This window comes from Paraburkholderia sp. BR10937 (genome assembly GCF_040965695.1).
Classification (GTDB): domain Bacteria; phylum Pseudomonadota; class Gammaproteobacteria; order Burkholderiales; family Burkholderiaceae; genus Paraburkholderia.
This window is the reverse complement of sequence record NZ_JBFRCL010000038.1, coordinates 1-24,281: the sequence shown is the minus strand read 5'-3', so window position 1 is coordinate 24,281 and position 24,281 is coordinate 1. Positions and strand designations below refer to the sequence as shown.

Below are 24,281 nucleotides of genomic sequence, written 5' to 3'. Positions count from 1 at the left end.
GAAGAGCACGCTCGATGCCCGGGAACGTGCCCTGCGGGGCAGCGTGCACTCCGCACGTCTATGCACTCTTCTCGATGAAAGCCGGCCTGAGCCTACGTTTTCGACGCGAGCATGCCAATCGAAGCGAACTCCCGGCGCACGCCTGGGCGGCGGACATTGGGCCGGGACTCGGCACCGTCGCAACGGACAATGACCCGGGCGGCATCCTGACGTATTCGCTGGCCGGCGCGCAGTATGGTTTCGATCTGCTCTGGGTGTGCGTTCTTTCGTACCCGTCGATGGTAGCGCTCCAGTTGATCGCGACGCGCGTGGCCGCCGTCACGGGCAAGGGCCTCACGGAGAACATGCGCGAGCACTACGCGCGCTGGATCTTCCTGATCGCTGTCGCACGCTTTCTGGGTGCGAATACCGTGAACATGGCTGCCGATATGCTGGCCATGGGCGAGGCCGCACGCTTGATGTTTCGCGGGCCGGTCGCGCCATTCATCGTCCTTTTTGCCGGCGCGTCAATCGCGCTTCAATGGTGGATCCCCTATGCGCGCTACGCTAACGTGCTCAAGTGGCTGGCGCTCTCGCTGTTCGCGTATGCTGGCGTGATGTTCACGACCGACGTGCCGTGGCGCGCCGTGGCGTGGCATGCCCTGGTGCCCGGTTTCACCTGGTCCGAAGACTACTTCGGGATGCTGCTTGCGGTGCTTGGCACCACGGTCAGCCCCTACCTGCTGTTCTCGCAAGCGGAACAGGAAGTCGAAGAGCGAACGCGCGCGGCGGAAAGCCGCGAAAGCCGCAATGAAGACCCACCGCGGCTACAAAAGATGCGACGCGATACGCTCGTGCGCACGCTGTTTTCCAACGCCTGCGGGACGTTTGTCCTCGTCGCGGCTGCCGTTACGCTCCACGCCGCGCACCAGCCGGTCAGCAGCGCCCAGGCCGCCGCGCTTGCGATCGCTCCGGTCGCGCATGGATACGCGTCGCCCTTGCTCGGCCTCGCGCTCCTCGGCACCGCGCTGCTTGCGCTCCCGCCCCTGGCGGGTTCGGCGGCGCACGCTGCCGCCAGTTCGTTCGGCTGGCCGCAGGGTGAGCAGCGAGACCGCCGCATCGCCGGCGTCCTCGTTGCGCTCATGGTGGTGAGTGTCGCCATTGCGTTGCTGTTCCATGCTTCCGGGGTCGATCCGGTCAAGGCCTGCTATTGGAGTGCCTTGGCCAACGGCATGACGGTCGCGCCGGTCCTCATCCTGCTCTTGCTGTTGAGCCGGCGCCGTGAGGCCGTGGGTGAGATGAAGGCGCACGCGATCACTCGCGCATTGTGCTGGCTGGCCACACTCGCCACGGGCGCGGCGCTGACAGTGCATACCGTTTTGCAGTTCACATGAGGGCCCACGAATGGCGAAGGCTCGCCCAATCAAAATCCCAGCATTTCGCGCGCTGCGTCGACGGACCAGGGCCTGCGCATGCGTTCGCTCATGAGCGCCATCTCGCGATCGTAGCCGCAGGCGAGCGCGGCCCGAAGGCGGCCGGACTCAGCGTAGAGGACTCCAAAGCGATCGTCCCCGGCACGGCCCGACATCACCAGCTCGTTCCAATGTCCGGCATGTCCCAGATAGTCGACGCGCTTGTCGTAGTGCTGGGTCCAGAAGAACGGCACGCCGTCGTAGCTTGCCGTCTGGCCCAGCATGTTGAGCGCCGCGATGCACCCTTGTTGCTGTGCAACGCGCCAGTGTTCGATGCGCGCAGCGTGTAGATGTTGCCAAGTTCGGCGCCCGGTATATCGGGTCGCTTTGCCATCGAGCCGCTCGCGATGAGCACGGCTTCGAAGGCCTGCACGCGGCCATCGGCTAGCGTGACCTGTCTCGTCTGGACGTCACAGTGTTTGACCGCGCTGTGGTCGACGCGCAAGCGCTTGTCGTGAGCCACGGGTTCGGGCAGGATCGGTGGGACCGCATCGGGCGTCATCTCGCCGGCGGGCACGAATTTGCTGAGACAGGTACGGTCGTAGGGCACTTGCGGCTCGGCGGCGAACATCGTCACCTCGCCAGCGAATTCGCTTTCCAGCAGCGTGGCGACGGCCGCTGCGCCCGCCGCGCCGCTGCCGATCACCGCGAAACGACGCGCGGACCTGGCGCGCGCGGAGGGTGTGCGAGGCGTGAAGGCACGCTGCGGGGTAAGTTCGACGAGGATCGTGTCCGCTTCGATACGCACGGGGTACGACGTCAGCCCCTCCAGCGCAGGTGGTTCGAGCCACGCGCCGCTTTCGCTCGAGAACACGCCCTTGTGCCATGGACACACGATGCGGCCTGCGCAAAGCGCACCCTGTTCGAGCGGCGCGCCCGCATGCGGGCAGTCCGCGCTGAATGCGCGGATGCGATCGCCGGTATTCACGAGCAGCACGGCGACACCTTCCAGCTCGACGCGCCGCATGGCCGTCGCGGGCACTGTTGCCACATCCATTGCCTTGATCCATCCAGCCATAGCGTGCTCCGGTCTCTCCTATGTGACCGCAAGCGCAATCGATGTGCCGGGGACGCGTGCGCCAATGCCGCGCCAGGAGCACTGACGGCCGCACAGACCACGGCACCCGCCGGTGGGCGCAGGCATCCGGCGTGCGCATGCAGTCTGGCGTTTGCTGCGCACGTCACGATCGGACTTCGGGTGGCATGACGCAAAGTCACGCCAATATCATGGAGTTCGAATGATCGGGGTCGTTATTCCTGCGCACAACGAAGCGCGCCTGATCGCCGTGTGTCTTGCCTCGGTGCGATGCGCCGCGTCGCATCCTGCGCTGCGAGGCGAAGCGGTTCGCCCGCTCGTGGTGCTCGACGCCTGCACGGATACCTCGGCTGCGATCGTCTCGGACTTCGGGTTCGAGGTGCTATGCAGAGAAGCCGGCAACGTCGGCGTCGCCCGCGCCGCCGGTGCGCAGGCTCTGCTTGCGTGCGGCGCCCGCTGGCTCGCCTTCACCGACGCCGACAGCCACGTCGCGCCCGACTGGCTTGCCGCCCAGCTCGCGCTTGCCGCGGACGCCGTGTGCGGGCCCGTGAGCGTGGACGACTGGAGTGCGCTGGCGCCTGGCGCCCGCGCGACCTGGGAGCGGCGCTACCGCGACGCGGACGGGCATCGCCACATTCATGGCGCAAACCTGGGCGTCGCGGCGCATGCGTATTTGCGCGCTGGAGGTTTTCCTCCGCTTGCCTGCCGCGAAGACGTCGCGCTGGTCGACCTGCTGATCGCGACAGGCGCCACACTCGCGTGGAGCGCGGCGCCGCGCGTTGTGACGAGCGGGCGGCGCGACGCGCGTGCGCGCGGCGGCTTCGGCGACACGCTCGCCGCGTGGGCGGACGGGGTGGACGACAGCGCGCCTTCCGTTGCGCCTTGAGTCCCAGACGTCCCAGCGTGTCTTTACGCGCGTTCGCGGCGTGCGACGCTGAGCCGATCGCGGCTCCAGACATCGAGCAGGAAATCCGTGTCGTCGACCTGAACGACAGCATGCAGCGCGGCGTTTGCCGCCGCCTGCGCGAAGATGCCGTGCACCTGGACGCTTTGCAGCATCCACGTCTCGCCGCCGTGACGCCAGTGACAGCATGCCAGCGTGCCATCCGCGGCCAGCGAGGATGCGGCTAGCGTGGCGAGTGACGTGCAGTCGCCAGCGTTCAGGTAGTACGCGAATTCGCTCATCACAATCAAGTCGAACTGGCCGGCGGGCCAGTCGCGCGGCATGGCGAGCGCATGCACGTCCACGTTCGCGAACGCGACAAGGCGCGCCCGTGCCGCGGCGACGGCGCGAGGCGAGAAGTCCGCGCAAAGCAGATGCTCGCAACGCTGCGCCAGGTCGGCGGACAAGGCTCCGATCGCGCAACCCGGCTCGAACGCTTTGCGATAACGCTCGCGCGGCAGCGATGCGAGCAGCAGCGCGCGCTTGCGCTCCTCGTACCAGCTGTCGCGGTAGCGCCAGGGATCGGGGCTCGCGGCGAACTTGCTGTCGAAATAGCTGGCGAGCGATGCGGGGGGACGCTCCATCGTTATCCTTGCGATCACGGGCTCTAGAGCCGCCAGTCTTCGCCGGACTCGAGGATCGCGCCGGCGAGCGCGGCAAGATCGGCTTCCGCATGGCTCTGGCGCACGAAGACCGGCAGATCGGCGCTCACGCGCGCGAACCAGCGGTCGCGGCACAGCGGCGCCGCACCCATCGCGCGTGCGCAGGCACGCAGGGTACTGTCCACCGCGCTTTCCACGGCACAGCGCGCGCAAGGCATGCCGCATGGCGTGCGCGCGCGGCGCGGTGTCGATGGCGGCCGCGCACTCGCGCAGGCACGCGCGCGCGCCTGCGAGCGCCACGTCGGCAGCGCCCAGGTGCGCTCGCAAATAAGGATTGTCGCGACGCTGCGCGGCGTCGCGCAGTCTCGCCGCGAGCGCCGAAGCGGCACCGTACCAGCAGGCGGCGATACCCGCGCCGCCGTGCCAGAAGCCGGGGCGGCGCACGTACGCACCGGCGTCGCCCACGAGCGTGGCATGCGCGTCGGCAAAGTCGACTTCCACGCTTTGCGTGGCGTCCATGCCGACCGCTTCCCAGCCGCGCGCACTGACCGTCACGCCTGGCTGGTCGATGGGCAGGGCGGCGAGCCAGTCGCTCCCGTCTGCATCGACGCAGGTCACGAGCGCATGCGTCGCGAAGCGCGCGCCCGAGCACCATGCCTTGGTGCCCGCGAGTTTGACGTCCTTGCCATCGCGCGAAGCAAAGCTCAGTTCGTTGCCCGGCAAGCGAGCGGCCCAGACGGCCCAGACAGGCTGCGCGCGAAGGGAAGGGGCTTCGAAGCGCGCAGCCGGCGCGAGTTCGGCCAGGATCGCGCGGGCGTCGGCGTGCGCTTCATAAATCTTGACTAGCGAAAGGTCGTGCGCCGCTACCTCCGCGAGTAATTGCCAGCGCACGAGCGTGTTGCCCGCGCCTGGCATCGGCAGGGCAGGAAACGCCGCCGCGAGACGCGCAGTCGCGCCGGCGAGCGTCGTTGCGTCGAGCGGCATGGATTCGCTGGCCAGCAGGGCATCGAGCTCCGCCTGCCAGTGCGCAGGTAAATCGGACATGGTGGACTCCCGACCCCATGTGAGTTGCCAGAATTCCAGCAAGCGGCATGCCTTTGCGCTCCACCCTGGACGGGCAGGAAGCGTGTGCGGGCCCGCGAAAGCCGCGAGCCCGCTTCGCTCAGGCGCATGCCGGTCTTAAAGCTTCGGGCCACCCATCCCCGGAGGCTCGCTGCCGCTGCCCGGCGCGAGCGGATCGTCCTGCCAGTGCGCGCGTGCGCCGTAGTAGTCGTGCACCGTAGTGGCCCAGCCGATGTCGGCCATGGCAGGCCAATGGTCCTTGTCGAAGCCCGGCGCATCCTTCACGCGCTCGCCGGTCACGTTCAGCACGAAGCATTTCCGCGTGGTGTCGAGCGTGAGCGCGGCCCACGGTAGCGCGAGCAGCTTGTCGCCAATGCCGAGAAAGCCGCCGCTCGACATGACCGCGTAGGCGATCCGTCCGCGCTCGACATCGAGCATGATGTGCTTGATCTTGCCAAGCTCTTCGTTATCCGAACTGGAGACGCGGTCGCCTTCGAGTGTGCTCGCGGCCATGATGGATGGGCCTGGGCCGGCCGCGGTCTCACTGCCTTTACCGACGATACGCGCGCCGGTCTGCGGGGAATCGGGGTTCATCGCCATGATGGGCTCCTGAAAATGATCGAAGGTTGCGTGATGGATTCGCATCGCCTGCGCGCAGACGGTGCATCGATCGTTCCGCAACCGGCGCGCCCGGATCGGCACGCCGTGCCCGGGGGCCCAGCCGGAACGCCAATTGCGCTCGAGAGATGTTCGACGAGGCGCATCGGGAAGGAATCCACAAGCGCTGCAGGCTGTACGAATTGGGTGGCCACCGTGCCATATCGCCTGGATGCCCGTTGTGCGAGAAAAGGAGAGACGATGACGAATGCTTCGCCTCACGACATCAGCGACGGTGCGCCGCGGTTGATCGTGGTTTCGCCACATCTGGACGACGCGATACTCGGCTGCGCAGGTCTCATCGCGAGGTGCCCCGGTTCGATCGTTTGCACGGTGTTCGCGGGCGAGCCTGTCGCGCCGATGCATACGCAATGGGATGAAGCCAGCGGCTTTGCCGATGCGCACGAAGCCGTGCGTGCGCGCAAGCGGGAGGACGAGCGTGCGCTTGCGCTGTGCGGCGCTACGCCGTTGTGGCTAGATTTTCTGGATGGACAGTATGGTGCGACGCCGGACGTCGAAGACGTTGCGCACACGTTGGCCGGGCAGTTCGCGCGTTTTGGCGCCTGGCTGCCCGTGTGCCCGTTTGGCCTGTGGCATTCCGATCATCAACTCGTGGGCGCCGCGTGCCGTTTGCTGCTGCAAACGCAGCGTCTTACTCGCTATATCGCCTATGAGGACGCTATTTACCGCGCAATGCCCGGTGTGCTCGACGCCGGCTTCCAGCGCCTCGAAGCAGCGCGCTTGCTGGTGAGTCCGATGAGCGCGCAGGGGTTCGGCCGGTATCCGGCTCGGCGGCTCGCGGCGATCAAGCGGCGCGCGGTGGGAGCGTACCCGAGCCAGATGCGTGCATTCGGACCGTTTCCGCCGGATGTGGAACGCCCCGAACGTTACTGGCAGGTGGAGCGGCCCGCCGTCTGGATGAGCGGCGTGCCGCCCGTCACGGCAACGGTGGCGCCAGAGATGTAGCTGCCCTCGTGCGACAAGAGCAGTACATAAGCACCGGCTAGCTCCGCAGGTTGCCCTGTCCGCCCCTACATGCGTGATCTGCACGAACTTTGCGACGAAAAAAACGACGTCGCCACGGCGAGCCTGATCGAGAACTGGATCGACCAGACCGAAGAGCGCGTCTGGTTCCTGTTCGAGACGACGCGCCATACGTCCCTACGCTGAGAACACCGATTGCGAGCTTCATTCGCGTGACGGCGCTTCGCGAAAGCGCCAGCGCACGCCCTGCACGAAAGGATATCGACATGCGACCAGATACTGATACCTGCACGCGCGCCGCCGCGCAAACGCCTGAGGGCGACCGCCGTTCCACTGCGCGGCCCGCTGACACGAAGCAGGCTGAGCGCGAGGAGCGCGTAAAGCGCAAGCACGAAGCGTCGGAAAACGAGTTGCCATCCACGCAGGAGAAGAATCCTGTTCCGCCGGGAACGACGCAGGGAACGTCCTGACATGGGGGACTAACGACGCTGCACAAGCGGCATCTGAAAGTTGCGTCCAACGGGCAGCGCTTCAGGTTTCGCGGCGAGAGCGCGGCGCAGGGCTCGCGCTTGCAGGGATGATCCATGTTTTGCCGATGCTCGCCAATGCCAGGAACTGGCAAATGTTGATGCGCGGTGCGAGACGTCCAACGCTGTTGGGCGTCCTGCGCCTCGTCTGGATTCGGGAGTCCGTGAACGGTCCTGCTCCTCGCGTTTTTGTTCGTGCAGCGCATGAGTCCGTTCGCTCGCGTGACGAAACTGTTCAATCGCATCACGAGCGGCAAATTCCGTTCGCTCGTCGGCGAGTCGGTGCGCATCGATCAGTCGATCAGCGATCTCTGGCGTCAGCGCGGCATGATTATTCGTTATCTAGTCATCTGGCAGTCACTTCAATGCATCCGCAACCGCGCTGGAGCTCTGGCTCGCGCTCTATTTTCTCGGAGCGAAAGGAAGCTTTCTGCAGGCAATCGAAACAGCGAACTCCGGCGAAAGCGCTTCCGATCGTGAAGCGCAGTAGATGGACCGAAGCGCGCGCCACTTCCCCATTGCTTCACGGCGCCCGGGGCGCAATCGTGGCCTGCGATCTTCTCAGGTCTCGTATTTGAAGGACACGGATACACGGGTCCGATATTCAACGACCCTGCCGTTTTCGATCTTGATGTCGAGTTTGCAGACTTCGGCGATTCGCAGGTCACGCAACGACGCGGCTGCGGTTTCCACTGCATTTTTTGCGGCTTCCTCCCAGGAAGTCGTGCTCGTGCCGATAATCTCCGTCACCTTATAGACGCTGGAATCCGTGCTTTTGGTCATGGTCTTTCTCCACTTTGAGATGGGCGATGGACCGCCACGCGCATTCCGCGTGCCTCGCGGATACGCTGGCAGACACGCTCCATGGCCGCTGCACGGAAATCTGGCGCTCGCTTCGAGATCTCCTCCGGCAGCTTTCACCGGGCGGCAGAAGGAGGGCGGGCATGCGCTTTGCGCACGTAGCGCGCCGCAGTCAGTGCATCGAGACGGATACAGTGAGCCAGGCCGCCCGCGATCGGGAAATATCGCGTCAAACACCGAGCAGTCAGGAGCGCCTGATGGACGATGAGACCAAAGCCAAGCCGATCGTGCGCACTGGCGTTCCCGGGTTGGACGATGTCCTGGGGGGAGGGCTGACTCAGGGAAATCTTTTCCTTCTCGAAGGGAGCCCCGGCACCGGGAAAACGACCATCGCGCTGCGGTTTCTCCTTGAAGGGGGCGAGGCGGGCGATCAGGGCCTTTACATCACGCTGTCCGAAACAGCGCGGGAATTGCGCGACGGCGCCGCGTCGCACGGCTGGCAACTGGGCGATCGCGTCGCCGTGTTCGAGGTGGTGCCCCCGGAGAGCCTGCTCGATGCGGATCAGCAACAGAGTCTGCTGTATTCGTCCGATCTCGAGCTCGGCGAGACGACCCGCCTGATCTTTGACGCCTTCGAACGAGTTCGGCCGAGGCGGGTCGTCCTCGACAGCCTGTCGGAAATCCGTCTGCTCGCGCAGAACTCGCTGCGTTACCGCCGCCAGGTGCTCGCCATCAAGCATTACTTCTCGCGACAGGGAGCGACCGTCCTCTTGCTCGACGACCTGACTGCAGATGCCGCAGACAAAACCGTACACAGCGTTGCCCACGGCGTCATCAAGCTCGAAGAACTTGCCCCTGACTATGGAGCCGAGCGGCGCAGGTTGAGGATTTCCAAGTACCGGGGGCAGGCGTTCCGTGGTGGCTATCACGACTTCACCATCAAATGCGGAGGTGTTGCCGTGTTTCCCCGACTCGTTGCCGCGGAACATCGCGTCAGGTTTGCACGCGAGCAAATGACGAGCGGCGTGGCGGAACTCGATGCGCTTCTCTGCGGCGGCATCGAACAGGGCTCGAGCACTTTGGTGCTAGGACCAGCGGGCACTGGCAAAAGCATTTTTGTACTTCAGTTCATTTCAGCTGCGGTCGCCCGGGGCGAGAAGGCAGCGCTGTTCGTCTTCGACGAAGAACTTGGACTGCTCTTTGACCGGACCCGCGCGATGGGTTTCGACCTTGAAGCGATGCGCGACGCCGGACGGCTGCATGTGGAGCAGGTCGATGCCGCGGAACTCTCGCCTGGCGAGTTCGCCCAGCGCGTACGCACTTGCGTTGATCACTCCGAGGCCAAAACGGTGGCCATCGACAGCCTCAACGGTTACCAGGCTGCCATGCCGCAGGAGAACGCGCTCGTCCTTCATATCCACGAATTGCTGCAATACCTCAACAGGCAAGGCGCGACGACTTTCCTGACGGTAGCGCAGCATGGGCTCGTTGGCGACATGAAGGCACCCGTCGACGTCACGTATCTTGCCGACACGGTCATCCTGCTGCGGTATTTCGAGGCACTGGGAAGCGTGCGACGTGCGGTGTCGATCATCAAGAAGCGCACCGGTCGTCACGAAGAGACGATCCGGGAATTTCGCATTGGGCGATTCGGTCTGAACGTCGGGGCACCGCTCGACAGCTTCCAGGGCATCCTGCGCAGTGTACCCACGTTCGTGGGTAACACAGGGCCGCTCATGCCGACGGGCGCCGCTGGTAATGAAAGCACCTGAATTCAATCGCTGTCCCGCACTGGTTCTTACACCGATTGGGCGAGACGCTGTCGTTGCCACGGCTCTCCTGAAGGAGGCAGGCGCGCTGGCGTGCGTATGTCGCGATTTCGAGCAATTCGTCGCAAAGCTCGGTGAGGGAATTTGTTGCGCGATCGTGACCGACGAGGGGCTGCGAGGTGCCGACCTGAATTCACTCGAAAACTGGGTTTCGGCGCAGCCCACATGGTCCGACTTTCCGTTCATCATCCTTACGCAGCGCGGGGGCGCGCCGGATCGGGACCCCGAACTGGCCCGACTCGCGGCAACACTGGGAAACGCGACGTTCATCGAGCGCCCGTTTCATCCGCGGACGTTCATCAGCGCGGTTGGCACAGCGCTGCGTGGCCGGGCACGGCAATTCGACGCCCGTCTACGTATCGATGAACTGCGCGAAAGCGAGGCGCGCCTGCATACCGCACTGACGGCAGGGAAATTGGGCTCATGGGAGCTGGACCTGTCGACATTTGCACTCGTTGCCTCGCCTGCGTGTCACGCGATTTTCGGCCTTGCGTCAGGCGAGCCTTTCACGTACACCGATCTCATTGCCGGCATCAGCCGCGATGACAGGCCCCGCATAACCGACGCAATCAATCGCAGCCTCGCGACCGGCTGCGATTTCGCACTCGAACTCTGTACGATCTGGCCAGACGGGACGGTGCATTGGGCGGACCTGCGCGCGCGGCTGGTTCGAGACCGCACTCGAAAGATCGCGCGGCTCGTCGGGGTGACATCCGATATCACCATGCGCAAGGCGGCGGAAGACAGCCTGCAGCGGGTCAACGACATGCTCGAGGCAAGGGTTGCCCAGCGTACTGCGGAGCTTGAGCGTACCCACCAACTTGTGCTGGACGAGATCCGGCAGCGCGAGCGCGCAGAAGAGTTGCTGCGCCAGGTTCAGAAGATGGAAATGATCGGGCAGTTGACGGGCGGGGTTGCCCACGATTTCAACAACCTGCTGATGGCCATCATGGCCAATCTCGAACTGCTGCGCAAGCAGCCGCGGGAAGCCATTCGAGCAACGCGACTGATCGACGGCGCGCTTAGGGGAGCACAGCGTGGCGCCGCGCTTACGCAGCGGCTTCTGGCCTTCGCGCGGCAGCAGGATCTCAAGGTCGAGCCGACCCACCTCCCCACCGTGGTTCGTGGGATGACCGATCTCCTGGAGCGATCGATAGGGCCGCGAGTGGCGCTGGAGCTGAGTTTGCCGGAGGGCATTCCGCTTACCCTTGCCGATGGGAATCAGGTCGAACTCGCGCTCCTGAACCTGGTGGTCAACGCCCGCGACGCGATGCCGGAGGGAGGGGCGTTGTCGATAGCGGTCGATGACATACACACGTGTTGCGACAACGGACTGCCTGCGGGCGATTACGTACGCATCATCGTCACTGATACCGGGAAAGGCATGGATCCGGACACCCTCGCGAAAGCAACCGAGCCGTTCTTTACAACGAAAGAGCTCGGCAAGGGGACGGGGTTGGGTCTCTCAATGATTCACGGACTCGCGCTGCAACTGAACGGCGCCCTGCGCCTCGAAAGCGAGGCAGGACGAGGGACGCGGGTAGAGTTATGGCTACCCGTTACCTCGCGACGCGTCACACCCGATGACCTGCAGCACAATGCTGAACCGGAGGGCAGCGCAATCGATCCGATCCAGGCGAGCATTCTTCTCGTCGATGACGATGCCCTGATCGCAACGAGCACTGCGTATCTCCTTCAGGATATGGGACATGAGGTGATCGAAGCCGACTCGGGCGCAGGCGCACTCGAGATCCTGAAGGCGGGGCGGAAGATCGATCTCCTGCTCACCGATTATTCGATGCCACGGATGACGGGACTTGAGCTGGCGGTGGCCGCACGCGAGTTGCGCCCGGCACTCCCTGTGATCCTGGCCACCGGCTACGCAGAGCTTCCGCAGGGAACCGCTGTCGAAATCCAGAGACTTCGTAAACCGTATCAGCAACACCAGCTTGTCGCGGAAATAGCGAAGGCCCTTACCAAGGCCAGAGCCATCGGGTAGTGGTCCGACGCCCCGAATTGCGTGCGACTTGTGCGACGCCGACTGGCGCTAACAGCCACGCGGCCCTTTTTCCCCAAAACACGTTCTATCCGCTTTATCAACGCAGCTTCGGTCTTTCCGAACTGACGGTCACGCTCATCTACGCCACTTACGTGACCGGCAATCTCGTAGCGCTGGTCGCGTTTGGGCGCGTCTCCGATCAGGCAGGGCGGCGCGCCGTCAGCCTCATCGTGCTCGCCGTGGCGATCGTGAGTGCGCTGGCGTTCCTGTTCGCCGTGCACCCCGTCATGCTCTTTCTCGGGCGCGCACTAAGCGGGCTTGCAATCGGTGTTGGCGCAGCGAGCGCAACGGCATGGATCGCGGAGTTGTACGCCGCCGACGACAAGGCGAGCGCGAGCCGGCTCGCTGCGGCCGTCAATCTCGCGGGCCTCGCGGTCGGCGTGCTGATCGCGGGCCTCCTGGCACAGTTCGCGCCGTGGCCGTTGCGCCTGCCTTTCATCGTTTATCTGGCCGTGCTCGTGGTAACGGCAGCATCGACGGCGCTCGCCTGCGAAACGGTCGAATCGCCCACGCATTCGACCGCGCAGCTTTCGCTCAAGCCACGTGTCGGGGTGCCACGCGATCTGCGCTTCGCTTTCGTGGCGCCCGCCGTGACGGCTTTCGCTACCTTCGCGCTACTGGGCCTCTACGCTGCACTGCTGCCCAATCTGCTCGCCGGGAGCATGCGCATACACAGTCCTGCGCTGAGCGGCGCGGTGGTTGCCGAACTCTTCCTGGCCGGGGCGCTTACGGTCATCGCGACCCCCATGCTCGCGGCGCGGACCGCGATGTCGGCAGGGCTATGGTTTTTGCCGCCCAGCCTCGCCATCCTCCTGTGGGCGCAGATTGACGGCTCGCTCGCCTGGCTACTGGCGGCGACGGCGCTTTGCGGTGTTGCGAGCGCGTGGGGATTTCGCGGTAATCTCCAGGAGATCAACCGCATCGCTCCCCAGGACAAGCGCGCGGAATTGCTATCGGCCTATCTGCTGTGCTGCTACACCGGGAACTCGGTGCCTGCAGTCGGCGTTGCGCTGCTTGCGAGCGCGGTTGGCCATCTGTGGGCCAATGTGGTGTTCGCAGTCTTCTGTGCAGCGCTCGCGTGCGTCGCACTCGCGGTCGGCGCACGAGTGGCGCGCCGGTCGGCATGAGAGGAGCGGGCTGCGAATCAATCGCCGCAGACGCATGATCCGTGCGCAGAATCCAGAAGACACAACACTTGTGGATGAGATCCACCTAACTCAAGGCATGCTTATGCCCCGTCTCCTTGAACCAGAGATGACCCGGTCTCCCCGATGTTCGGTCACCGGGCGGCTACGCGGTACGGTGTTCCCTCGCAAAAAAAGCTTGACCTGGAGTGCACTCGAAGTCTCACCATTCAGAACGTCGATGAGGAGAAGCGCATGAAGATTGGCGAACTGGCCGCGCTCACGGGCCTTTCGGCCCACACGATTCGCTACTACGAACGCATCGGGCTGATTCCCTATGCGGTTCGCAACGAAACGGGCCAGCGTGCTTATGACCGCTCGGTGCTCGAATGGATCGAGTTTCTGGGCCGTCTGAAGACCACGGGCATGCCGATTCAGGGCATGTTGCGCTACGCGCAACTGCGTGCGGCGGGCAAGGCCACCGAGCGCGAGCGCGGCGAATTGCTGGCGGCGCATCGCGAAGCGGTGCGTGCGCAGGTGGCGGAACTCCAGGCGTGTCTTCTCGTCCTCGACAACAAGATCGAAGGTTATTCCCACGCCATGCAAAGGAACGAGAATGCACACCACGATGAATCAGCACAGCGACGCCCAGCAGGAAAGCCGCCTCGCAAGAGGCAAGCGCATGCTCTCGGCGATTGACGGCAGCGGCGGCGAGCACGTGATCGACTCGCTTGCCGACATCGCGCCGGATTTCGCGCAGTATCTGCTCGAATTTCCGTTCGGCGACATCTACGCGCGGCCGGGTCTCGACCTGCGCTCGCGCGAGATCGCCACCATCGCGGCGCTCACGGCGCTCGGCCACGCGCAGCCGCAGCTCAAGGTCCATATCGCGGCGGGCCTGAATGTGGGCCTCACGCGCGAGGAGATCGTCGAGACGATCATGCAGATGGCCGTCTATGCGGGCTTTCCGGCGGCGCTCAACGGCCTGTTCGCGGCGCGTGAGGTGTTTGCCCAAGGGGGTTGAGGTGTGCGCGGCATGCGTCGGCGCGATCCTCGATCGCGCTGACGAACTGCGCAATGACCCGAGCCACGTCGGCCGGCGCCTCCAGCGGCGACAAGTGTCCCGTTCCAGGCAGGATGTGCATCGCCGCGTGCGGGATGCGCGGCAGCAGTTCCGCCTGCAGCGTCGCCACGCGATCCACCTGGTCAAGCTCGCCTGAGATGACGATGGTCGGCACGTCGATGGACGCCACCGCGTCGGTGATGTCCTCGTGCATGGCCACGTTCGGCCACGCCGCCCTGGCGTGCGGCGCGGCCTTCAGGCTGTCCTCGATGACCTGCTCGCGGCGGGCGGCGTCGAGCGATTTTGCGGTCAGCACGTGATCGATGACGTATTCGATCGATGCGCGCGATTGATACGCGCCGGTCAACGTCGCGCGCTGCTCGTCCGACAGGATCATCGGCGAAGGCGGCGATGGCGCCACGAGCACGAGGCCTTCGAGCCCGCCCGGCCGACGCGATGCGATCAGTTGCGCGACCTTGCCACCCATCGAATGTCCGACCAGCACGTAGCGCTGCAGACCGAGCGCCTCGATGACGCCCTCGGCGTCGGCGGCGAGATCGGCGATGCGGTAGCCGCCAGTGGGTGCCTCGGAATCGCCCCAGCCGCGGTGATCGGTGGCCACGATCCGATACCGGTCGGACAGTTCGCTCGCGACGCCGTCCCAGGTGCGCGACGAGCCGCCGTAGTAATGCAGGCACACCAGCGCCAGCTCGCCGCTGCCTTGCTCCTTGACGTGAATCCGCGTGCCGTTCGACTCGATTTTCATTTCCAGGCTCCTTCCCGGTTGGGCGATGGATGCATGGTAGATTCAAGCCTTGTATTTGATAATTGCCGTTCCAGTGTGGTCAGTCGATAATCGGATGATCGAATTGGAGGATGCGATGGACCGACTGACGAGTCTCGGCGTATTTGTCGCCGCTGTAGAGGAGGGCAGCCTCGCCGCGGCGGCGCGTCGCTTCGGGCTGTCGGCCGCGATGGCCGGCAAGCACGTGAGCGCAATCGAGGCCGAACTGAATGCGCGGCTGCTCCAGCGAACGACGCGGCGCCTGAGCCTGACCGACGTCGGCCACACCTATTACGAGCGCTGCAAGCGGATTCTCGAAGCATTCGACGAAGCGAATCGGGAGGCAAGCGATTCGCAGGGCACGGCGCGCGGCGTGCTGCGCGTCGCCGCGCCGGTGACGTTCGGCGCGATGCATCTGGGCGGGGTCGTCGCGCGCTATCTGGAGGACCATCCGCACGTGAACGTGGAAGTGCTGCTCGGGGACCGCTACGTGGATCTCATCGATGCGGGCGTCGATGTCGCGATCCGGATCGGACGGCTGCAGGACCCTGGACTCGTGACGCGCCGGCTCGCGCCGTGCCGGATGGTCGTGTGTGCGTCGCCCGCGTATTTCGAGCGCCATGGCACGCCGCGCACCCCCGACGACTTGCGTCGCGCGCAGCGCCTCGCCTTCAGCGAGGCCGTCTCGGCCGGCGACTGGACCCTGCTCGATGCGAGCAACCGCGCACACGTCATCGACGGACCTTGCCGGCTCGCGGCCAGCAATACGCAGATGCTGCTCGGCGCCGCGCTGGCCGGAGCCGGCATCGCCTATGGTCCGACCTTCGTGTTCGGCGAGCACCTCAGGCGCGGCGAACTGGTGGCGCTGCTGCCGGACTATCGCGCGACCGAGCTGGCGATTCAGGCGGTGTATCCGGGCGTGCGGCGCATACCGCTCAAGGTGCACCGGTTCGTCGATTATCTCGCGGAGACGTTTGGCGACGAACCGCCCTGGGATCGCAAGGCGAAGCCTTAGACGAGCGCTATCGAATGGCATGTGCCGGCCGCGGTTGAATGGAGTTGTCGCCTGGCCGACAATCTTACGGCGAGTCCGCGCGCATCATGAGGACTCTCTGGAGTTCACCAAACCCAACCAAGGAGCGTCGACATGGCTTCACCCTGTGTCAATGTCAAGAACGACGTGTCACCCGCCGAATGGGAGGCGCGCGTCAATCTGGCAGCTGCTTATCGCCTCACCGCGCTGTTCGGCTGGGACGATCTGGTGTTTACCCATATCTCGGCGCGTGTGCCCGGTCCGGAGCATCATTTCCTGATCAACCCGTACGGCATGATGTTCGAGGAAATCACGGCGTCCTCGCTGGTGAAGATCGACCTCGAGGGCCGCAAGGTCAGCGAATCGCCATACGACATCAATCCCGCTGGCTTCACGATCCACAGCGCCGTGCATGCAGCACGTGACGACGCGCACTGCGTGATGCACACCCATTCGATCAACGGCGTTGCCGTGTCGGCCCAGGAGGCGGGACTGTTGCCGCTCTCGCAGCAGTCGCTCGGGGTGTTGGCGTCGCTCGGTTACCACGACTACGAGGGCCTTGCCCTGAACGAAGCCGAAAAGCCGCGTCTGGTTCGAGACCTTGGCGACAAGACGTATCTGATGCTGCGTAATCACGGACTGCTGACCGTCGGCAGCACGCCGGCGGACGCCTTTGTCGCGATGTACTTCTTCGAGGCGGCCTGCATGATCCAGGTGCGCGCGCAGTCGGGCGGCGCAAAGCTGACGCCGATCGCGCAGCCCATTCTCGACGGCTTCAGGCAGCAGATCGTGGCAGTGACGCGCGGCGTCATGCCAGGGGCGCTCGTCTGGCCCGGACTGCTGCGCCGGCTCGATCGAGCCTATCCGGGGTATGCGGATTGACGTTCGAGACGATCCGATCCGCGCTCGATTGACGGCATTGCGATGGGCCGGTTAGGCTCGGGCCATGCGCTCATCCAAAGTCGATCTGAATCTCTTCGTCGTGTTCGAGGCCGTCTATCGAACGCGCAACCTCACGCGCGCGGCGGAGTTGCTGTTCATCACGCAGCCCGCCGTGAGCAACGCGCTCGCGCGCATGCGCAAGGCGTTCGACGATCCGCTGTTCGTGAGCACGCCGGCCGGCATGATGCCCACGCCCGTCTCGGAGAACATCATTGGGCGCGTGCGCGATGCGCTGCAGTTGCTCGATTCGAGCACCCATGCCGGTGAACGCTTCGATCCGGCCTCGTCGCAGCGAACCTTCCGGCTCAGCATGAACGACCTGACCGAGACCATGCTGCTGCCTGCGCTGGAAGAGGTGCTGCAGCGTCTTGCACCAGGCATCCGCATCGAGAGCTACTTCACGACGCGCCGCGACGTTCCCGAAGCGCTGGCGAGCGGCGCGGTCCATCTGGCGATCGACGCGCCGCTGATCGACGATCCGTACCTCGAGCAGGAGCCGATGGGCCGCGACCGTTACGCGTGCATGCTGCGCCAGGACCATCCGTTCGCGAAGAAGAAACTGACGATCGACGACTACCTGCGCTTCGGCCATATCCATGTGTCGAGCCGCCGGCAGGGACCCGGTCTGGTCGATACCGAACTCAACAAGCTGGGACTCCGGCGCACCATCCAGACCCGCGTTCAGCACTATCTCGTCGCGCCCTTGATCGCGATGCGCACCGATCTCGCCCTGACTGCGCCGCTCATGTTGCTCAAGCGCTATGACGCACGCATCCTGGCGCTGCCGTTCGATCTCCCCGATCTCGAGACGCATGGCTACTGGCACCGCAGCGTCACGGCCGATCCGGCCCATCGCTGGCTGCGCGAGCAGATCGGCCGTCTGATGCGCAAGCAGAGACCGTAGGTGTCACGAATCGTTATGGCGCAGTATCACCAGAATAAATTTCCTGAATAGCGAGTGTCCCAGTATCGTTGCCGTCATGTTCAGATGAGGTTGGCATGGCGGAACTCTACCTGGTACGGCATGGGCAGGCGTCGTTCGGCGCCGGAAACTATGACGAGCTTTCAGCTCGCGGCGTCGCCCAGTCGCGCTGGCTGGGCGAATATTGCGCGCAGGCGGGGCTGACGTTCGATCGTGTCGTGACCGGCACGATGCGCCGGCACGCGCAGACCGCCGACGCCTTGCTCACCGCCATGGGCGGCGCGCCCGCGGAAATCGTGCAGGACGCGGATCTGAACGAGTACGACTTTCACGGCCTCTTTGCCGCGCTCGGCGAGAGCGGTCTGGCGCCCGGCCTGCTGGCCGAAGGCTCGATGAAGCACTTCTACAAGGGGCTCAAACAGGTCTTGCAGCTTTGGTCCGAAGACAAGCTGCCCGGGCGCGTTCCCGAGACATGGGGGCAGTTCCAGGCGCGCTGCGAGCGTGCACGCCTCGCCATTCAGCGCAGCGGCGGCAAGCGGATTCTGGTGGTGAGTTCAGGCGGACCGATCGCCGTGTTCACCCAGCAGGTTCTGCAGGCGCCGGCTGCTGCCGCCATCGCGCTCAACATGCAGATCCGCAACAGCAGCGTGAGCCAGTACGTCTTCAACGACAGCGCGATGTCGCTGGTCACCTTCAACACCCTGCCGCATCTCGAACCGGCCGAGAGGCGCGAACACGTCACCTATGGCTGACTCGAATCCGGATTCCCGCACCATGACGAATGCAAGTCTTCAGTTCGATGTCGATGCACTCACGCGCTATCTGGCCGCGCACGTGCCCGGCCTTCAGGGGCCCATGGTCGTCGAGAAGTTCGCTGGCGGACAGTCGAACCCCACATTTCTGCTCGAAGCGCAAAGCGGCCGCTATGTGCTGCGGCGTCAGCCGCCGGGCGAACTGCTCAAGTCCGCACATGCGGTGGACCGCGAATTCCGCGTGCTGAGCGCGCTCGGCGACACACCGGTTCCTGTCGCGCGGGCCTTGCATCTTTGCGAGGACCGCAAGGTGATCGGCAGCCTGTTCTACGTGATGAGCTTCGAAGAGGGCGAAATCTACTGGGACCCGTCGTTGCCAGCGTTGCCCGTTGAAGAGCGCGGCACTGTGTACGACGCGCTGATCGGCACGATGGCGGCCCTGCACGATGTGGATGTCGAGGCCGTTGGCCTCGCCGGCTACGGCCGCGCGGGCAACTACTTCTCACGGCAGATCGAAGTCTGGACGAAGCAATATCGCGCGGCGCAGACCGACGAACTCGACGCCATGGAAGCGCTGATCGCCTGGCTGCCCGCGCACTGTCCGGCCGAAGCGGGCAAGCCTTCGCTCGTGCATGGCGACTTTCGCATCGATAACCTGATCTTCCACCGCGGCACGCCGAAGGTTCGCGCCGTGCTCGACTGGGAACTCTCCACGCTCGGCAATCCGCTCGCCGACCTCGCGTACTTCTGCATGTGCCTGCGGCTGCCGCCCAAAGGCCATATCGGCGGTCTCGCGGGGCTGGACAGGGCAGCGCTTGGCGTGCCGGACGAGGCCGCGATCGTCGAGCGGTATTGCAGCATGAGGGGCATCGGGCCGATCGGGAACTGGAATTTTTACCTGGCGTTCAGCTTCTTCCGGCTGGCCGCCATCGCGCAGGGTGTGAAGAAACGTGCGCTGGGCGGCAACGCATCGCATGAGAAGGCGCGCCAGGTCGGTGAAATGGCCGGTGCGCTCGCGAAGATGGGCGTCGACGTCATCTGACGCCAGGCATTTGACGCGGACACTGCGACTATATTGAGGAGACAGTTGTGAGTACTGATTTGTTCGATCTGCACGGAAAGATTGCATTGGTCACTGGCGCGAGCCGTGGCATCGGCGAAGAGATCGCGAAGCTGCTCGCGCAACAGGGCGCCCACGTGATCGTGTCGAGCCGCAAGCTCGACGACTGCGAGACCGTGGCGCGCGGCATCCGGGAAGCGGGCGGCAGCGCCGAGGCGTATCCGTGCCACGTGGGCCGTCTCGACGACATTCAGGGCGTTTTTCAGCACATCCGCTCGAAACATGGCCGGCTGGACATCCTCGTGAACAACGCGGCGGCGAATCCGTATTTCGGCCACATTCTCGACACCGATCTGTCGTCATTCGAAAAAACGGTGGAGGTCAATCTGCGTGGCTACTTCTTCATGTCGGTCGAGGCGGGCAAGCTGATGCGCGAGCACGGCGGCGGTGCGATCGTCAACACGGCTTCCGTCAATGCGCTGCAGCCCGGCGACAAGCAGGGCATCTATTCGATCACGAAGGCCGCCGTGGTCAACATGACGCAGGCGTTTGCCAAGGAGTGCGGACCGTTCGGCATCCGCGTGAACGCGCTGCTGCCGGGCCTCACCAAGACGAAATTCGCCGGAGCCCTGTTCGAAGACCAGGCCGTGTACGAAAGCTGGATGACGAAGATTCCGCTGCGCCGCCATGCGGAGCCTCGCGAGATGGCCGGCACCGTGCTCTATCTCGTCTCCGACGCGGCGAGCTATACCAACGGCGAATGCATCGTCGTGGACGGCGGCCTGACGGTTTGACGATGGGAGCGGCGCGCATCGTGGACCCACGCGCCGCACATTCACCCCCGATTCAAGGAAGAGCGAGATGGACTTTGCCTATAGCCCGAAAGTCGAAGCGCTGTGCACGCAGTTGCGCGCGTTCATGGGCATGCATATCGTGCCGCGCATTCACCAATGGCACGAAGAAGTGAGCGCGGGGCAGTATCCCGTTTCCTTCATGGAGGACCTGAAGGAGAGGGCGCGTGCGGAAGGCCTCTGGAACCTGTTTCTGCCGCACCTGCGCGACGACGAGCCGGGCACGCGGCTGACCAATCTCGAGTACGCGCCGCTGGCCGAGATCATGGGGCGCGTGTCGTGGGCCTCCGAGGTGTTCAACTGCAACGCACCAGATACGGGCAACATGGAACTGCTCCATATGTTCGCGACGCCCGCGCAGCGCAAGAGGTGGCTCGAGCCGCTGCTCGACGGCAAGATCCGTTCGGCGTTCGCGATGACGGAGCCCGCAGTAGCGTCGTCGGACGCGACCAATATCACCTCGTCGATTCGACTCGACGGCGACGACTATGTGATCGACGGCCGCAAATGGTTCATCACGAACGCGGCGCACCCGAACTGCCAGTTGTTCATCGTCATGGGCAAGACGGACCCGGACGCGCCCGCGCACCGTCAGCAAAGCATGATTCTCGTGCCGCGCGATACGCCGGGCGTGACGATCATCCGCAATATCACGGTGGTCAACCACACGGCGCCCGAAGGCCACTGCGAGATCGAATTCAAGGGTGTGCGCGTGCCGCGCTCGAACCTGCTCGGTGAAGAAGGCGGCGGTTTCGCGCTCGCCCAGGCGCGTCTCGGACCGGGCCGCATTCACCATTGCATGCGTTCGATCGGCGCCGCCGAACTGGCACTCGAACTGATGATCGAGCGCGCACAGGCGCGCACGGCGTTCGGCAAGAAGCTCTATCAGCACGGCTCCGTGGGCGAGTGGATTGCGAAGTCGCGTATCGAAATCGATCAGGCAAGGCTCTTCGTGCTGAAGGCGGCCTGGATGATCGACAACGTGGGTGCGAAGGAGGCGCGCAAGGAAATCGCGATGATCAAGGCGCTCGTGCCGGGCGTGCACACCGCCGTATGCGAGCGCGCGATCCAGACCTTCGGCGCGATGGGGCTGAGCCCCGACACGCCGCTGGCGGACAGCTGGACCTGGGGGCGTGCATTAAAGTTCGCCGATGGCCCGGACGAGGTGCATCTCCAGAGCATCGCGCGTATGGAGATCAAGGCGCGGCCGTATGAGCCGGGCCGTGAGAGTCCTTATCTGATGCGTTAGCGAGAGGCTCGCGAGCGTGCAGGTTCGCGATCATGTGGATGCAGGTTGGCTGTCCCGTTCGATCGGCCAGTTCCCGCAAGGCTTGTGGCATGCGAGATACGCTGGCGGCCAGCGCCGCCGCATGAGGCACGGAATAAACCGGCTGGCGAACTGTTCTAATAAGCACCTGATACCTGGTCGCGACAGATGCTTTGAGTCCGACAACACCCGTGGAGACGTTCATGGCGACAAAAACGTGGAGCTTGTTTCGCTGGATTCCCAGGCAGCACGCACTCACCGCGGTGGAGGAAAAGCTCATGTCGCATAACGGGTCAGCGCTGTGGGTGTTTGATCTTGAACAGTCCTATCGGCCTGGGCAGGCAATTTCCGGTAACGCCTGGTTAGTGGCCTACGATCTCGACCGAACTGCCGAAACCAACATCAAGAATCGTCAGCATGTCGATTTTGAGTCGGAAGACTTCCGCGGGGAAGCCGCTCATCCCGCAGACATCATCGTCAAGGAAAACGAGAAGGGTGCCTATGGTATCGGGCGAATGCGCCAGAGCACCACGAAATTTCACGTTACCGCCCGGTTCGCCACGAAGAAGGAGGTCGCCAGGGCGCTCCGCCTGAAAGAGGTGGAAGTTGCCGATGGTTATCGTCCGGGCAGGACCTGGCCGACGTGAGCCTCCGGGAAGCTGTCGAAGCCACTACAGTGACGCGCCGTCAAGCCGGTACGGTTGATCACTGATCGCAACAGCGGCACTCCAGAGGTGGGTTCCCGAAAGCGGCATGGTGAGGATGACGACTGCCACGGCGACCAGCATCGCGACGACCACCGGGCGCGAACCGACCTTGTTGAGGATGCGGCCCGTCAGCAGGTTCGAACACGTTCCCGCCAGACCCCAGAGCACCAGGAGTCCGCGCAGCACGGACGCGTTGGCCAATGGCGCGATCGAACACCACGGAGAAGTACGTGAAAATGATGAAGGTGCCGATTTGTGCGAGCACCGTCGTGGCGAGCGTGAGCATGACATGGCCGTCGCCTGTTCCAGCGTTTGCCGAACGCCTGGAGTCGAGCCGACATTGGGATTCAGGAGCGTGCGAAGGAGACGGGCTATCCGTGCGCGTATATCAAGTACCTGCAGCACGGATTGCCCGCGCCGGGGCGAGACCCACTTCAGATTTTCAGTCGCGAAATCTTGGCGCCGGACAGCGACACGTCGCCCATCAATCCAGCGTTGGTCATCACAATGGCTTGAACCGGCGCGGTAGCCGTAGTCGTATCAATCTGGCCATTCGCTCCGACCTTCACCAGCGCAACCGATCCTTCGCCACCGACCGACCAGCCTTTCGAGTTGCGGAAGCTGTTAAGCGCATCGTGCGTCATGAACAGAAAGATGACAGCCTTGGATTGCGCACCTGCCTGCAAGCCGAATGAGGCCGCCGCCGTGCTGTAGTAGCCGGCAGTTTTCCCGCCTATCCGCAAAGCGCCCTGGCCGTATTCTCCCCCGGCGACGAAACCAGCCTTGATGACAGACGGGAATACGAGTACGCCATTCGCCTTGCCGACGAGTTCCTTTGAGCCACTGACTGTCTCGAACAGCCGCGACAGTGTTTCATTGACCTTCGCGTCGATTTCGTGGCGCTTTGCTGCATTGGACTCTGCGGCAACGGCCGCAGTCACCGGCGCCCAGAAACTGGTCAACGACAGTCCCGTGATCGTTAGCGTTGCGGCACCTGTCTTCAAAACAGAACGTCTGTGCATGATCACCTCCATCAAGGGTTAAGGTCGAATTCACACAGGAAAGTGAGGCGAGGATTGTGGCGCCGCAGGCGAAGCCTTTTCGTCTGGCGATACAGCTATCCAGATCGATTTGACCAGACCGGGCGCCTGGTGCGCGGTGGTGCCAACAATATTTGGCAGACTCGCGGGTTGCGCAATAGGACTTAGGTCCAATAGGGTGATGGCAGCCTTTTGCAGAGGCTGGTAAACGCACTCCCAGCATGCTTTGTAGCTCTTGCAGGCCACGTAAGGGTTAGGCCCGAGCCAAAGAACCGGTAGCGAGCCGCTCGCGCCAGGCAATCCAGCCGACGACAATCGATAGTGTCGCCGCGACAAGCGGCGCCACCGCGTGTTCGTATTCGCCGTGCACTGCGACGGTTGCCAGCGCAGCCAACATCACGGTGCAGCCGAGCGCCGCGCCCCACAGCCTCGTCCGTGCTCGCGCGAGCAGAAGGGCCGTCATGAGTTCCAGCGAACCAGTCACGAAATGGAACCAGTGCGGATATCCCCACTTCAGGTATTCCTCAAAGATGGATCGCGGGGCGACGATGTTGCTGAGCGATCCGACGACGAAAAAAGCGGCAAGAACCAAAGGTAATATCTGGTGCCAGGAAATCTTGGACATGCGTTCTACCTTCTCTGTTGAGTGCGCAGCGGAGGACTGATATGACTTCACGAGTCAATGGGGATCGGTTTTCTGCTTCTCGAGTACATGTCATGTGAATTTCCTGAGGGCGACGTAGCAGTAAATCTCGACGGTCGATCACACTGATATTCGCGGGTTG

Annotated in this window: 27 protein-coding genes and 2 pseudogenes; 19 read left to right on the top strand and 10 right to left on the bottom strand. The window is 64.1% G+C overall.

The window, feature by feature from the left end:
• Positions 1-74: 74 nt before the first annotated feature.
• The gene (locus tag AB4Y44_RS27555) at positions 75-1,373 is read left to right on the top strand and encodes an NRAMP family divalent metal transporter (protein WP_368701349.1); all 1,299 of its coding nucleotides are present in this window, start codon (positions 75-77) and stop codon (positions 1,371-1,373) included.
• A 29-nt stretch (positions 1,374-1,402) separates the two neighbouring features.
• Here the strand turns inward: AB4Y44_RS27555 and AB4Y44_RS27550 are convergent, their stop codons facing one another.
• Together AB4Y44_RS27550 and AB4Y44_RS27545 are read right to left on the bottom strand one after the other, a co-directional pair.
• Complete coding sequence (locus tag AB4Y44_RS27550; RefSeq protein ID WP_368701348.1) at positions 1,403-1,675, bottom strand: oxidoreductase C-terminal domain-containing protein; 273 nt, start codon at positions 1,673-1,675, stop codon at positions 1,403-1,405.
• Entirely contained in the window at positions 1,567-2,448 is an 882-nt protein-coding gene (locus AB4Y44_RS27545; protein ID WP_368701347.1) for an FAD-dependent oxidoreductase, read from the bottom strand. Before AB4Y44_RS27545 ends, AB4Y44_RS27550 begins: the two co-directional genes overlap by 109 nt.
• A gap of 241 nt (positions 2,449-2,689) precedes the next feature.
• On the opposite strand from AB4Y44_RS27545, the gene AB4Y44_RS27540 reads away from it, so the two are divergent.
• Positions 2,690-3,373, top strand: coding sequence for a glycosyltransferase family 2 protein (locus tag AB4Y44_RS27540; protein WP_368701346.1), 684 nt, complete (start codon positions 2,690-2,692; stop codon positions 3,371-3,373).
• Positions 3,374-3,396: 23 nt separating this feature from the next.
• Here AB4Y44_RS27540 and AB4Y44_RS27535 read toward each other — a convergent pair whose 3' ends face one another.
• Both AB4Y44_RS27535 and AB4Y44_RS27530 read right to left on the bottom strand, forming a co-directional pair.
• Positions 3,397-5,076 carry an SAM-dependent methyltransferase gene (locus AB4Y44_RS27535; RefSeq protein ID WP_368701345.1) on the bottom strand — a complete coding sequence of 560 codons (1,680 nt, stop codon included), beginning with the start codon at positions 5,074-5,076 and terminating at the stop codon, positions 3,397-3,399.
• Positions 5,077-5,211: 135 nt separating this feature from the next.
• Positions 5,212-5,694, bottom strand: a complete 483-nt coding sequence (locus AB4Y44_RS27530; RefSeq protein ID WP_368701344.1) for a PRC-barrel domain-containing protein — start codon at positions 5,692-5,694, stop codon at positions 5,212-5,214.
• 15 nt (positions 5,695-5,709) lie between these two features.
• On the opposite strand from AB4Y44_RS27530, the gene AB4Y44_RS27525 reads away from it, so the two are divergent.
• Positions 5,710-6,717: a PIG-L deacetylase family protein gene (locus AB4Y44_RS27525; RefSeq protein WP_368701343.1), complete on the top strand. Its 1,008-nt coding sequence runs from the start codon at positions 5,710-5,712 to the stop codon at positions 6,715-6,717.
• Here the strand turns inward: AB4Y44_RS27525 and AB4Y44_RS27520 are convergent.
• Positions 6,669-6,779: pseudogene (locus tag AB4Y44_RS27520) on the bottom strand (NAD(P)-dependent oxidoreductase); the annotation flags it as partial. The gene AB4Y44_RS27525 and the pseudogene AB4Y44_RS27520 sit on opposite strands and share 49 nt — an antisense overlap.
• 7 nt (positions 6,780-6,786) lie before the next feature.
• On the opposite strand from AB4Y44_RS27520, the pseudogene AB4Y44_RS27515 reads away from it, so the two are divergent.
• The 3 genes and pseudogenes from AB4Y44_RS27515 to AB4Y44_RS27505 all read left to right on the top strand — a co-directional run.
• Positions 6,787-6,921 (top strand): annotated as a pseudogene (locus AB4Y44_RS27515) (ferritin-like domain-containing protein); the annotation flags it as partial.
• An 80-nt stretch (positions 6,922-7,001) separates the two neighbouring features.
• Positions 7,002-7,205, top strand: a complete 204-nt coding sequence (locus AB4Y44_RS27510; protein ID WP_368701342.1) for a hypothetical protein — start codon at positions 7,002-7,004, stop codon at positions 7,203-7,205.
• Positions 7,206-7,466: 261 nt separating this feature from the next.
• Complete coding sequence (locus AB4Y44_RS27505) at positions 7,467-7,742, top strand: hypothetical protein (RefSeq protein ID WP_368701341.1); 276 nt, start codon at positions 7,467-7,469, stop codon at positions 7,740-7,742.
• Between the two features lie 81 nt (positions 7,743-7,823).
• Here AB4Y44_RS27505 and AB4Y44_RS27500 read toward each other — a convergent pair whose 3' ends face one another.
• The gene (locus AB4Y44_RS27500) at positions 7,824-8,045 is read right to left on the bottom strand and encodes a dodecin family protein (RefSeq protein WP_368701340.1); all 222 of its coding nucleotides are present in this window, start codon (positions 8,043-8,045) and stop codon (positions 7,824-7,826) included.
• Positions 8,046-8,320: 275 nt separating this feature from the next.
• On the opposite strand from AB4Y44_RS27500, the gene AB4Y44_RS27495 reads away from it, so the two are divergent.
• The 5 genes from AB4Y44_RS27495 to AB4Y44_RS27475 all read left to right on the top strand — a co-directional run bounded on the left by AB4Y44_RS27495 (position 8,321) and on the right by AB4Y44_RS27475 (position 14,099).
• Positions 8,321-9,835: an ATPase domain-containing protein gene (locus AB4Y44_RS27495; RefSeq protein ID WP_368701339.1), complete on the top strand. Its 1,515-nt coding sequence runs from the start codon at positions 8,321-8,323 to the stop codon at positions 9,833-9,835.
• Complete coding sequence (locus AB4Y44_RS27490; RefSeq protein ID WP_368701338.1) at positions 9,822-11,891, top strand: ATP-binding protein; 2,070 nt, start codon at positions 9,822-9,824, stop codon at positions 11,889-11,891. Before AB4Y44_RS27495 ends, AB4Y44_RS27490 begins: the two co-directional genes overlap by 14 nt.
• A complete protein-coding gene (locus AB4Y44_RS27485) occupies positions 11,891-13,078 on the top strand; it encodes an MFS transporter (RefSeq protein ID WP_368701337.1) in 1,188 nt (395 codons plus the stop codon). Before AB4Y44_RS27490 ends, AB4Y44_RS27485 begins: the two co-directional genes overlap by 1 nt.
• A gap of 252 nt (positions 13,079-13,330) precedes the next feature.
• The gene (locus AB4Y44_RS27480) at positions 13,331-13,774 is read left to right on the top strand and encodes a MerR family transcriptional regulator (protein ID WP_342922645.1); all 444 of its coding nucleotides are present in this window, start codon (positions 13,331-13,333) and stop codon (positions 13,772-13,774) included.
• A complete protein-coding gene (locus AB4Y44_RS27475) occupies positions 13,758-14,099 on the top strand; it encodes a carboxymuconolactone decarboxylase family protein (RefSeq protein ID WP_342922646.1) in 342 nt (113 codons plus the stop codon). The genes AB4Y44_RS27480 and AB4Y44_RS27475 overlap by 17 nt, the downstream gene beginning before the upstream one ends.
• On the opposite strand, the gene AB4Y44_RS27470 is transcribed toward AB4Y44_RS27475, so the two are convergent.
• The gene (locus tag AB4Y44_RS27470) at positions 14,053-14,904 is read right to left on the bottom strand and encodes an alpha/beta fold hydrolase (RefSeq protein WP_368701336.1); all 852 of its coding nucleotides are present in this window, start codon (positions 14,902-14,904) and stop codon (positions 14,053-14,055) included. The two genes, AB4Y44_RS27475 and AB4Y44_RS27470, sit on opposite strands and share 47 nt — an antisense overlap.
• A 115-nt stretch (positions 14,905-15,019) precedes the next feature.
• On the opposite strand from AB4Y44_RS27470, the gene AB4Y44_RS27465 reads away from it, so the two are divergent.
• The 8 genes from AB4Y44_RS27465 (at position 15,020) to AB4Y44_RS27430 (ending at position 22,396) form a co-directional block, all read left to right on the top strand.
• Positions 15,020-15,937 carry a LysR family transcriptional regulator gene (locus tag AB4Y44_RS27465; protein ID WP_368701335.1) on the top strand — a complete coding sequence of 306 codons (918 nt, stop codon included), beginning with the start codon at positions 15,020-15,022 and terminating at the stop codon, positions 15,935-15,937.
• A gap of 132 nt (positions 15,938-16,069) precedes the next feature.
• A complete protein-coding gene (locus AB4Y44_RS27460; protein WP_342922649.1) occupies positions 16,070-16,837 on the top strand; it encodes a class II aldolase/adducin family protein in 768 nt (255 codons plus the stop codon).
• Positions 16,838-16,901: 64 nt separating this feature from the next.
• Positions 16,902-17,801 (top strand): LysR family transcriptional regulator, encoded by a 900-nt coding sequence (locus tag AB4Y44_RS27455; protein ID WP_368701334.1) that lies wholly within the window; start codon positions 16,902-16,904, stop codon positions 17,799-17,801.
• 95 nt (positions 17,802-17,896) lie between these two features.
• Entirely contained in the window at positions 17,897-18,571 is a 675-nt protein-coding gene (locus tag AB4Y44_RS27450) for a histidine phosphatase family protein (RefSeq protein WP_368701333.1), read from the top strand.
• A 22-nt stretch (positions 18,572-18,593) separates the two neighbouring features.
• Positions 18,594-19,613: a phosphotransferase gene (locus tag AB4Y44_RS27445; RefSeq protein ID WP_368701332.1), complete on the top strand. Its 1,020-nt coding sequence runs from the start codon at positions 18,594-18,596 to the stop codon at positions 19,611-19,613.
• 47 nt (positions 19,614-19,660) lie between these two features.
• On the top strand, positions 19,661-20,425 hold the full coding sequence (locus tag AB4Y44_RS27440) for an SDR family oxidoreductase (protein ID WP_368701331.1): 765 nt from the start codon (positions 19,661-19,663) through the stop codon (positions 20,423-20,425).
• A 67-nt stretch (positions 20,426-20,492) separates the two neighbouring features.
• Positions 20,493-21,731, top strand: coding sequence for an acyl-CoA dehydrogenase family protein (locus tag AB4Y44_RS27435; protein ID WP_368701330.1), 1,239 nt, complete (start codon positions 20,493-20,495; stop codon positions 21,729-21,731).
• A 221-nt stretch (positions 21,732-21,952) separates the two neighbouring features.
• Positions 21,953-22,396 (top strand): hypothetical protein, encoded by a 444-nt coding sequence (locus AB4Y44_RS27430; protein ID WP_368701329.1) that lies wholly within the window; start codon positions 21,953-21,955, stop codon positions 22,394-22,396.
• Between the two features lie 24 nt (positions 22,397-22,420).
• Here the strand turns inward: AB4Y44_RS27430 and AB4Y44_RS27425 are convergent, their stop codons facing one another.
• The 3 genes from AB4Y44_RS27425 to AB4Y44_RS27415 form a co-directional block, all read right to left on the bottom strand.
• Positions 22,421-22,657 carry a hypothetical protein gene (locus tag AB4Y44_RS27425; RefSeq protein ID WP_368701328.1) on the bottom strand — a complete coding sequence of 79 codons (237 nt, stop codon included), beginning with the start codon at positions 22,655-22,657 and terminating at the stop codon, positions 22,421-22,423.
• A gap of 233 nt (positions 22,658-22,890) precedes the next feature.
• Complete coding sequence (locus AB4Y44_RS27420) at positions 22,891-23,478, bottom strand: YSC84-related protein (RefSeq protein WP_342922657.1); 588 nt, start codon at positions 23,476-23,478, stop codon at positions 22,891-22,893.
• Positions 23,479-23,749: 271 nt separating this feature from the next.
• Positions 23,750-24,121 carry a DoxX family protein gene (locus tag AB4Y44_RS27415; RefSeq protein WP_368701327.1) on the bottom strand — a complete coding sequence of 124 codons (372 nt, stop codon included), beginning with the start codon at positions 24,119-24,121 and terminating at the stop codon, positions 23,750-23,752.
• Positions 24,122-24,281 lie beyond the last annotated feature (160 nt).

Coding starts and splice junctions, on each gene's coding strand:
- AB4Y44_RS27555 (WP_368701349.1), top strand. CDS start 75: ATGAAAGCCGGCCTGAGCCTACGTTTTCGACGCGAGCATGCCAATCGA.
- AB4Y44_RS27550 (WP_368701348.1), bottom strand. CDS start 1,675: ATGCTGGGCCAGACGGCAAGCTACGACGGCGTGCCGTTCTTCTGGACC.
- AB4Y44_RS27545 (WP_368701347.1), bottom strand. CDS start 2,448: ATGGATGTGGCAACAGTGCCCGCGACGGCCATGCGGCGCGTCGAGCTG.
- AB4Y44_RS27540 (WP_368701346.1), top strand. CDS start 2,690: ATGATCGGGGTCGTTATTCCTGCGCACAACGAAGCGCGCCTGATCGCC.
- AB4Y44_RS27535 (WP_368701345.1), bottom strand. CDS start 5,076: ATGTCCGATTTACCTGCGCACTGGCAGGCGGAGCTCGATGCCCTGCTG.
- AB4Y44_RS27530 (WP_368701344.1), bottom strand. CDS start 5,694: ATGGCGATGAACCCCGATTCCCCGCAGACCGGCGCGCGTATCGTCGGT.
- AB4Y44_RS27525 (WP_368701343.1), top strand. CDS start 5,710: ATGATCGAAGGTTGCGTGATGGATTCGCATCGCCTGCGCGCAGACGGT.
- AB4Y44_RS27510 (WP_368701342.1), top strand. CDS start 7,002: ATGCGACCAGATACTGATACCTGCACGCGCGCCGCCGCGCAAACGCCT.
- AB4Y44_RS27505 (WP_368701341.1), top strand. CDS start 7,467: ATGAGTCCGTTCGCTCGCGTGACGAAACTGTTCAATCGCATCACGAGC.
- AB4Y44_RS27500 (WP_368701340.1), bottom strand. CDS start 8,045: ATGACCAAAAGCACGGATTCCAGCGTCTATAAGGTGACGGAGATTATC.
- AB4Y44_RS27495 (WP_368701339.1), top strand. CDS start 8,321: ATGGACGATGAGACCAAAGCCAAGCCGATCGTGCGCACTGGCGTTCCC.
- AB4Y44_RS27490 (WP_368701338.1), top strand. CDS start 9,822: ATGAAAGCACCTGAATTCAATCGCTGTCCCGCACTGGTTCTTACACCG.
- AB4Y44_RS27480 (WP_342922645.1), top strand. CDS start 13,331: ATGAAGATTGGCGAACTGGCCGCGCTCACGGGCCTTTCGGCCCACACG.
- AB4Y44_RS27475 (WP_342922646.1), top strand. CDS start 13,758: ATGCTCTCGGCGATTGACGGCAGCGGCGGCGAGCACGTGATCGACTCG.
- AB4Y44_RS27470 (WP_368701336.1), bottom strand. CDS start 14,904: ATGAAAATCGAGTCGAACGGCACGCGGATTCACGTCAAGGAGCAAGGC.
- AB4Y44_RS27465 (WP_368701335.1), top strand. CDS start 15,020: ATGGACCGACTGACGAGTCTCGGCGTATTTGTCGCCGCTGTAGAGGAG.
- AB4Y44_RS27460 (WP_342922649.1), top strand. CDS start 16,070: ATGGCTTCACCCTGTGTCAATGTCAAGAACGACGTGTCACCCGCCGAA.
- AB4Y44_RS27455 (WP_368701334.1), top strand. CDS start 16,902: ATGCGCTCATCCAAAGTCGATCTGAATCTCTTCGTCGTGTTCGAGGCC.
- AB4Y44_RS27450 (WP_368701333.1), top strand. CDS start 17,897: ATGGCGGAACTCTACCTGGTACGGCATGGGCAGGCGTCGTTCGGCGCC.
- AB4Y44_RS27445 (WP_368701332.1), top strand. CDS start 18,594: ATGACGAATGCAAGTCTTCAGTTCGATGTCGATGCACTCACGCGCTAT.
- AB4Y44_RS27435 (WP_368701330.1), top strand. CDS start 20,493: ATGGACTTTGCCTATAGCCCGAAAGTCGAAGCGCTGTGCACGCAGTTG.
- AB4Y44_RS27430 (WP_368701329.1), top strand. CDS start 21,953: ATGGCGACAAAAACGTGGAGCTTGTTTCGCTGGATTCCCAGGCAGCAC.
- AB4Y44_RS27420 (WP_342922657.1), bottom strand. CDS start 23,478: ATGCACAGACGTTCTGTTTTGAAGACAGGTGCCGCAACGCTAACGATC.
- AB4Y44_RS27415 (WP_368701327.1), bottom strand. CDS start 24,121: ATGTCCAAGATTTCCTGGCACCAGATATTACCTTTGGTTCTTGCCGCT.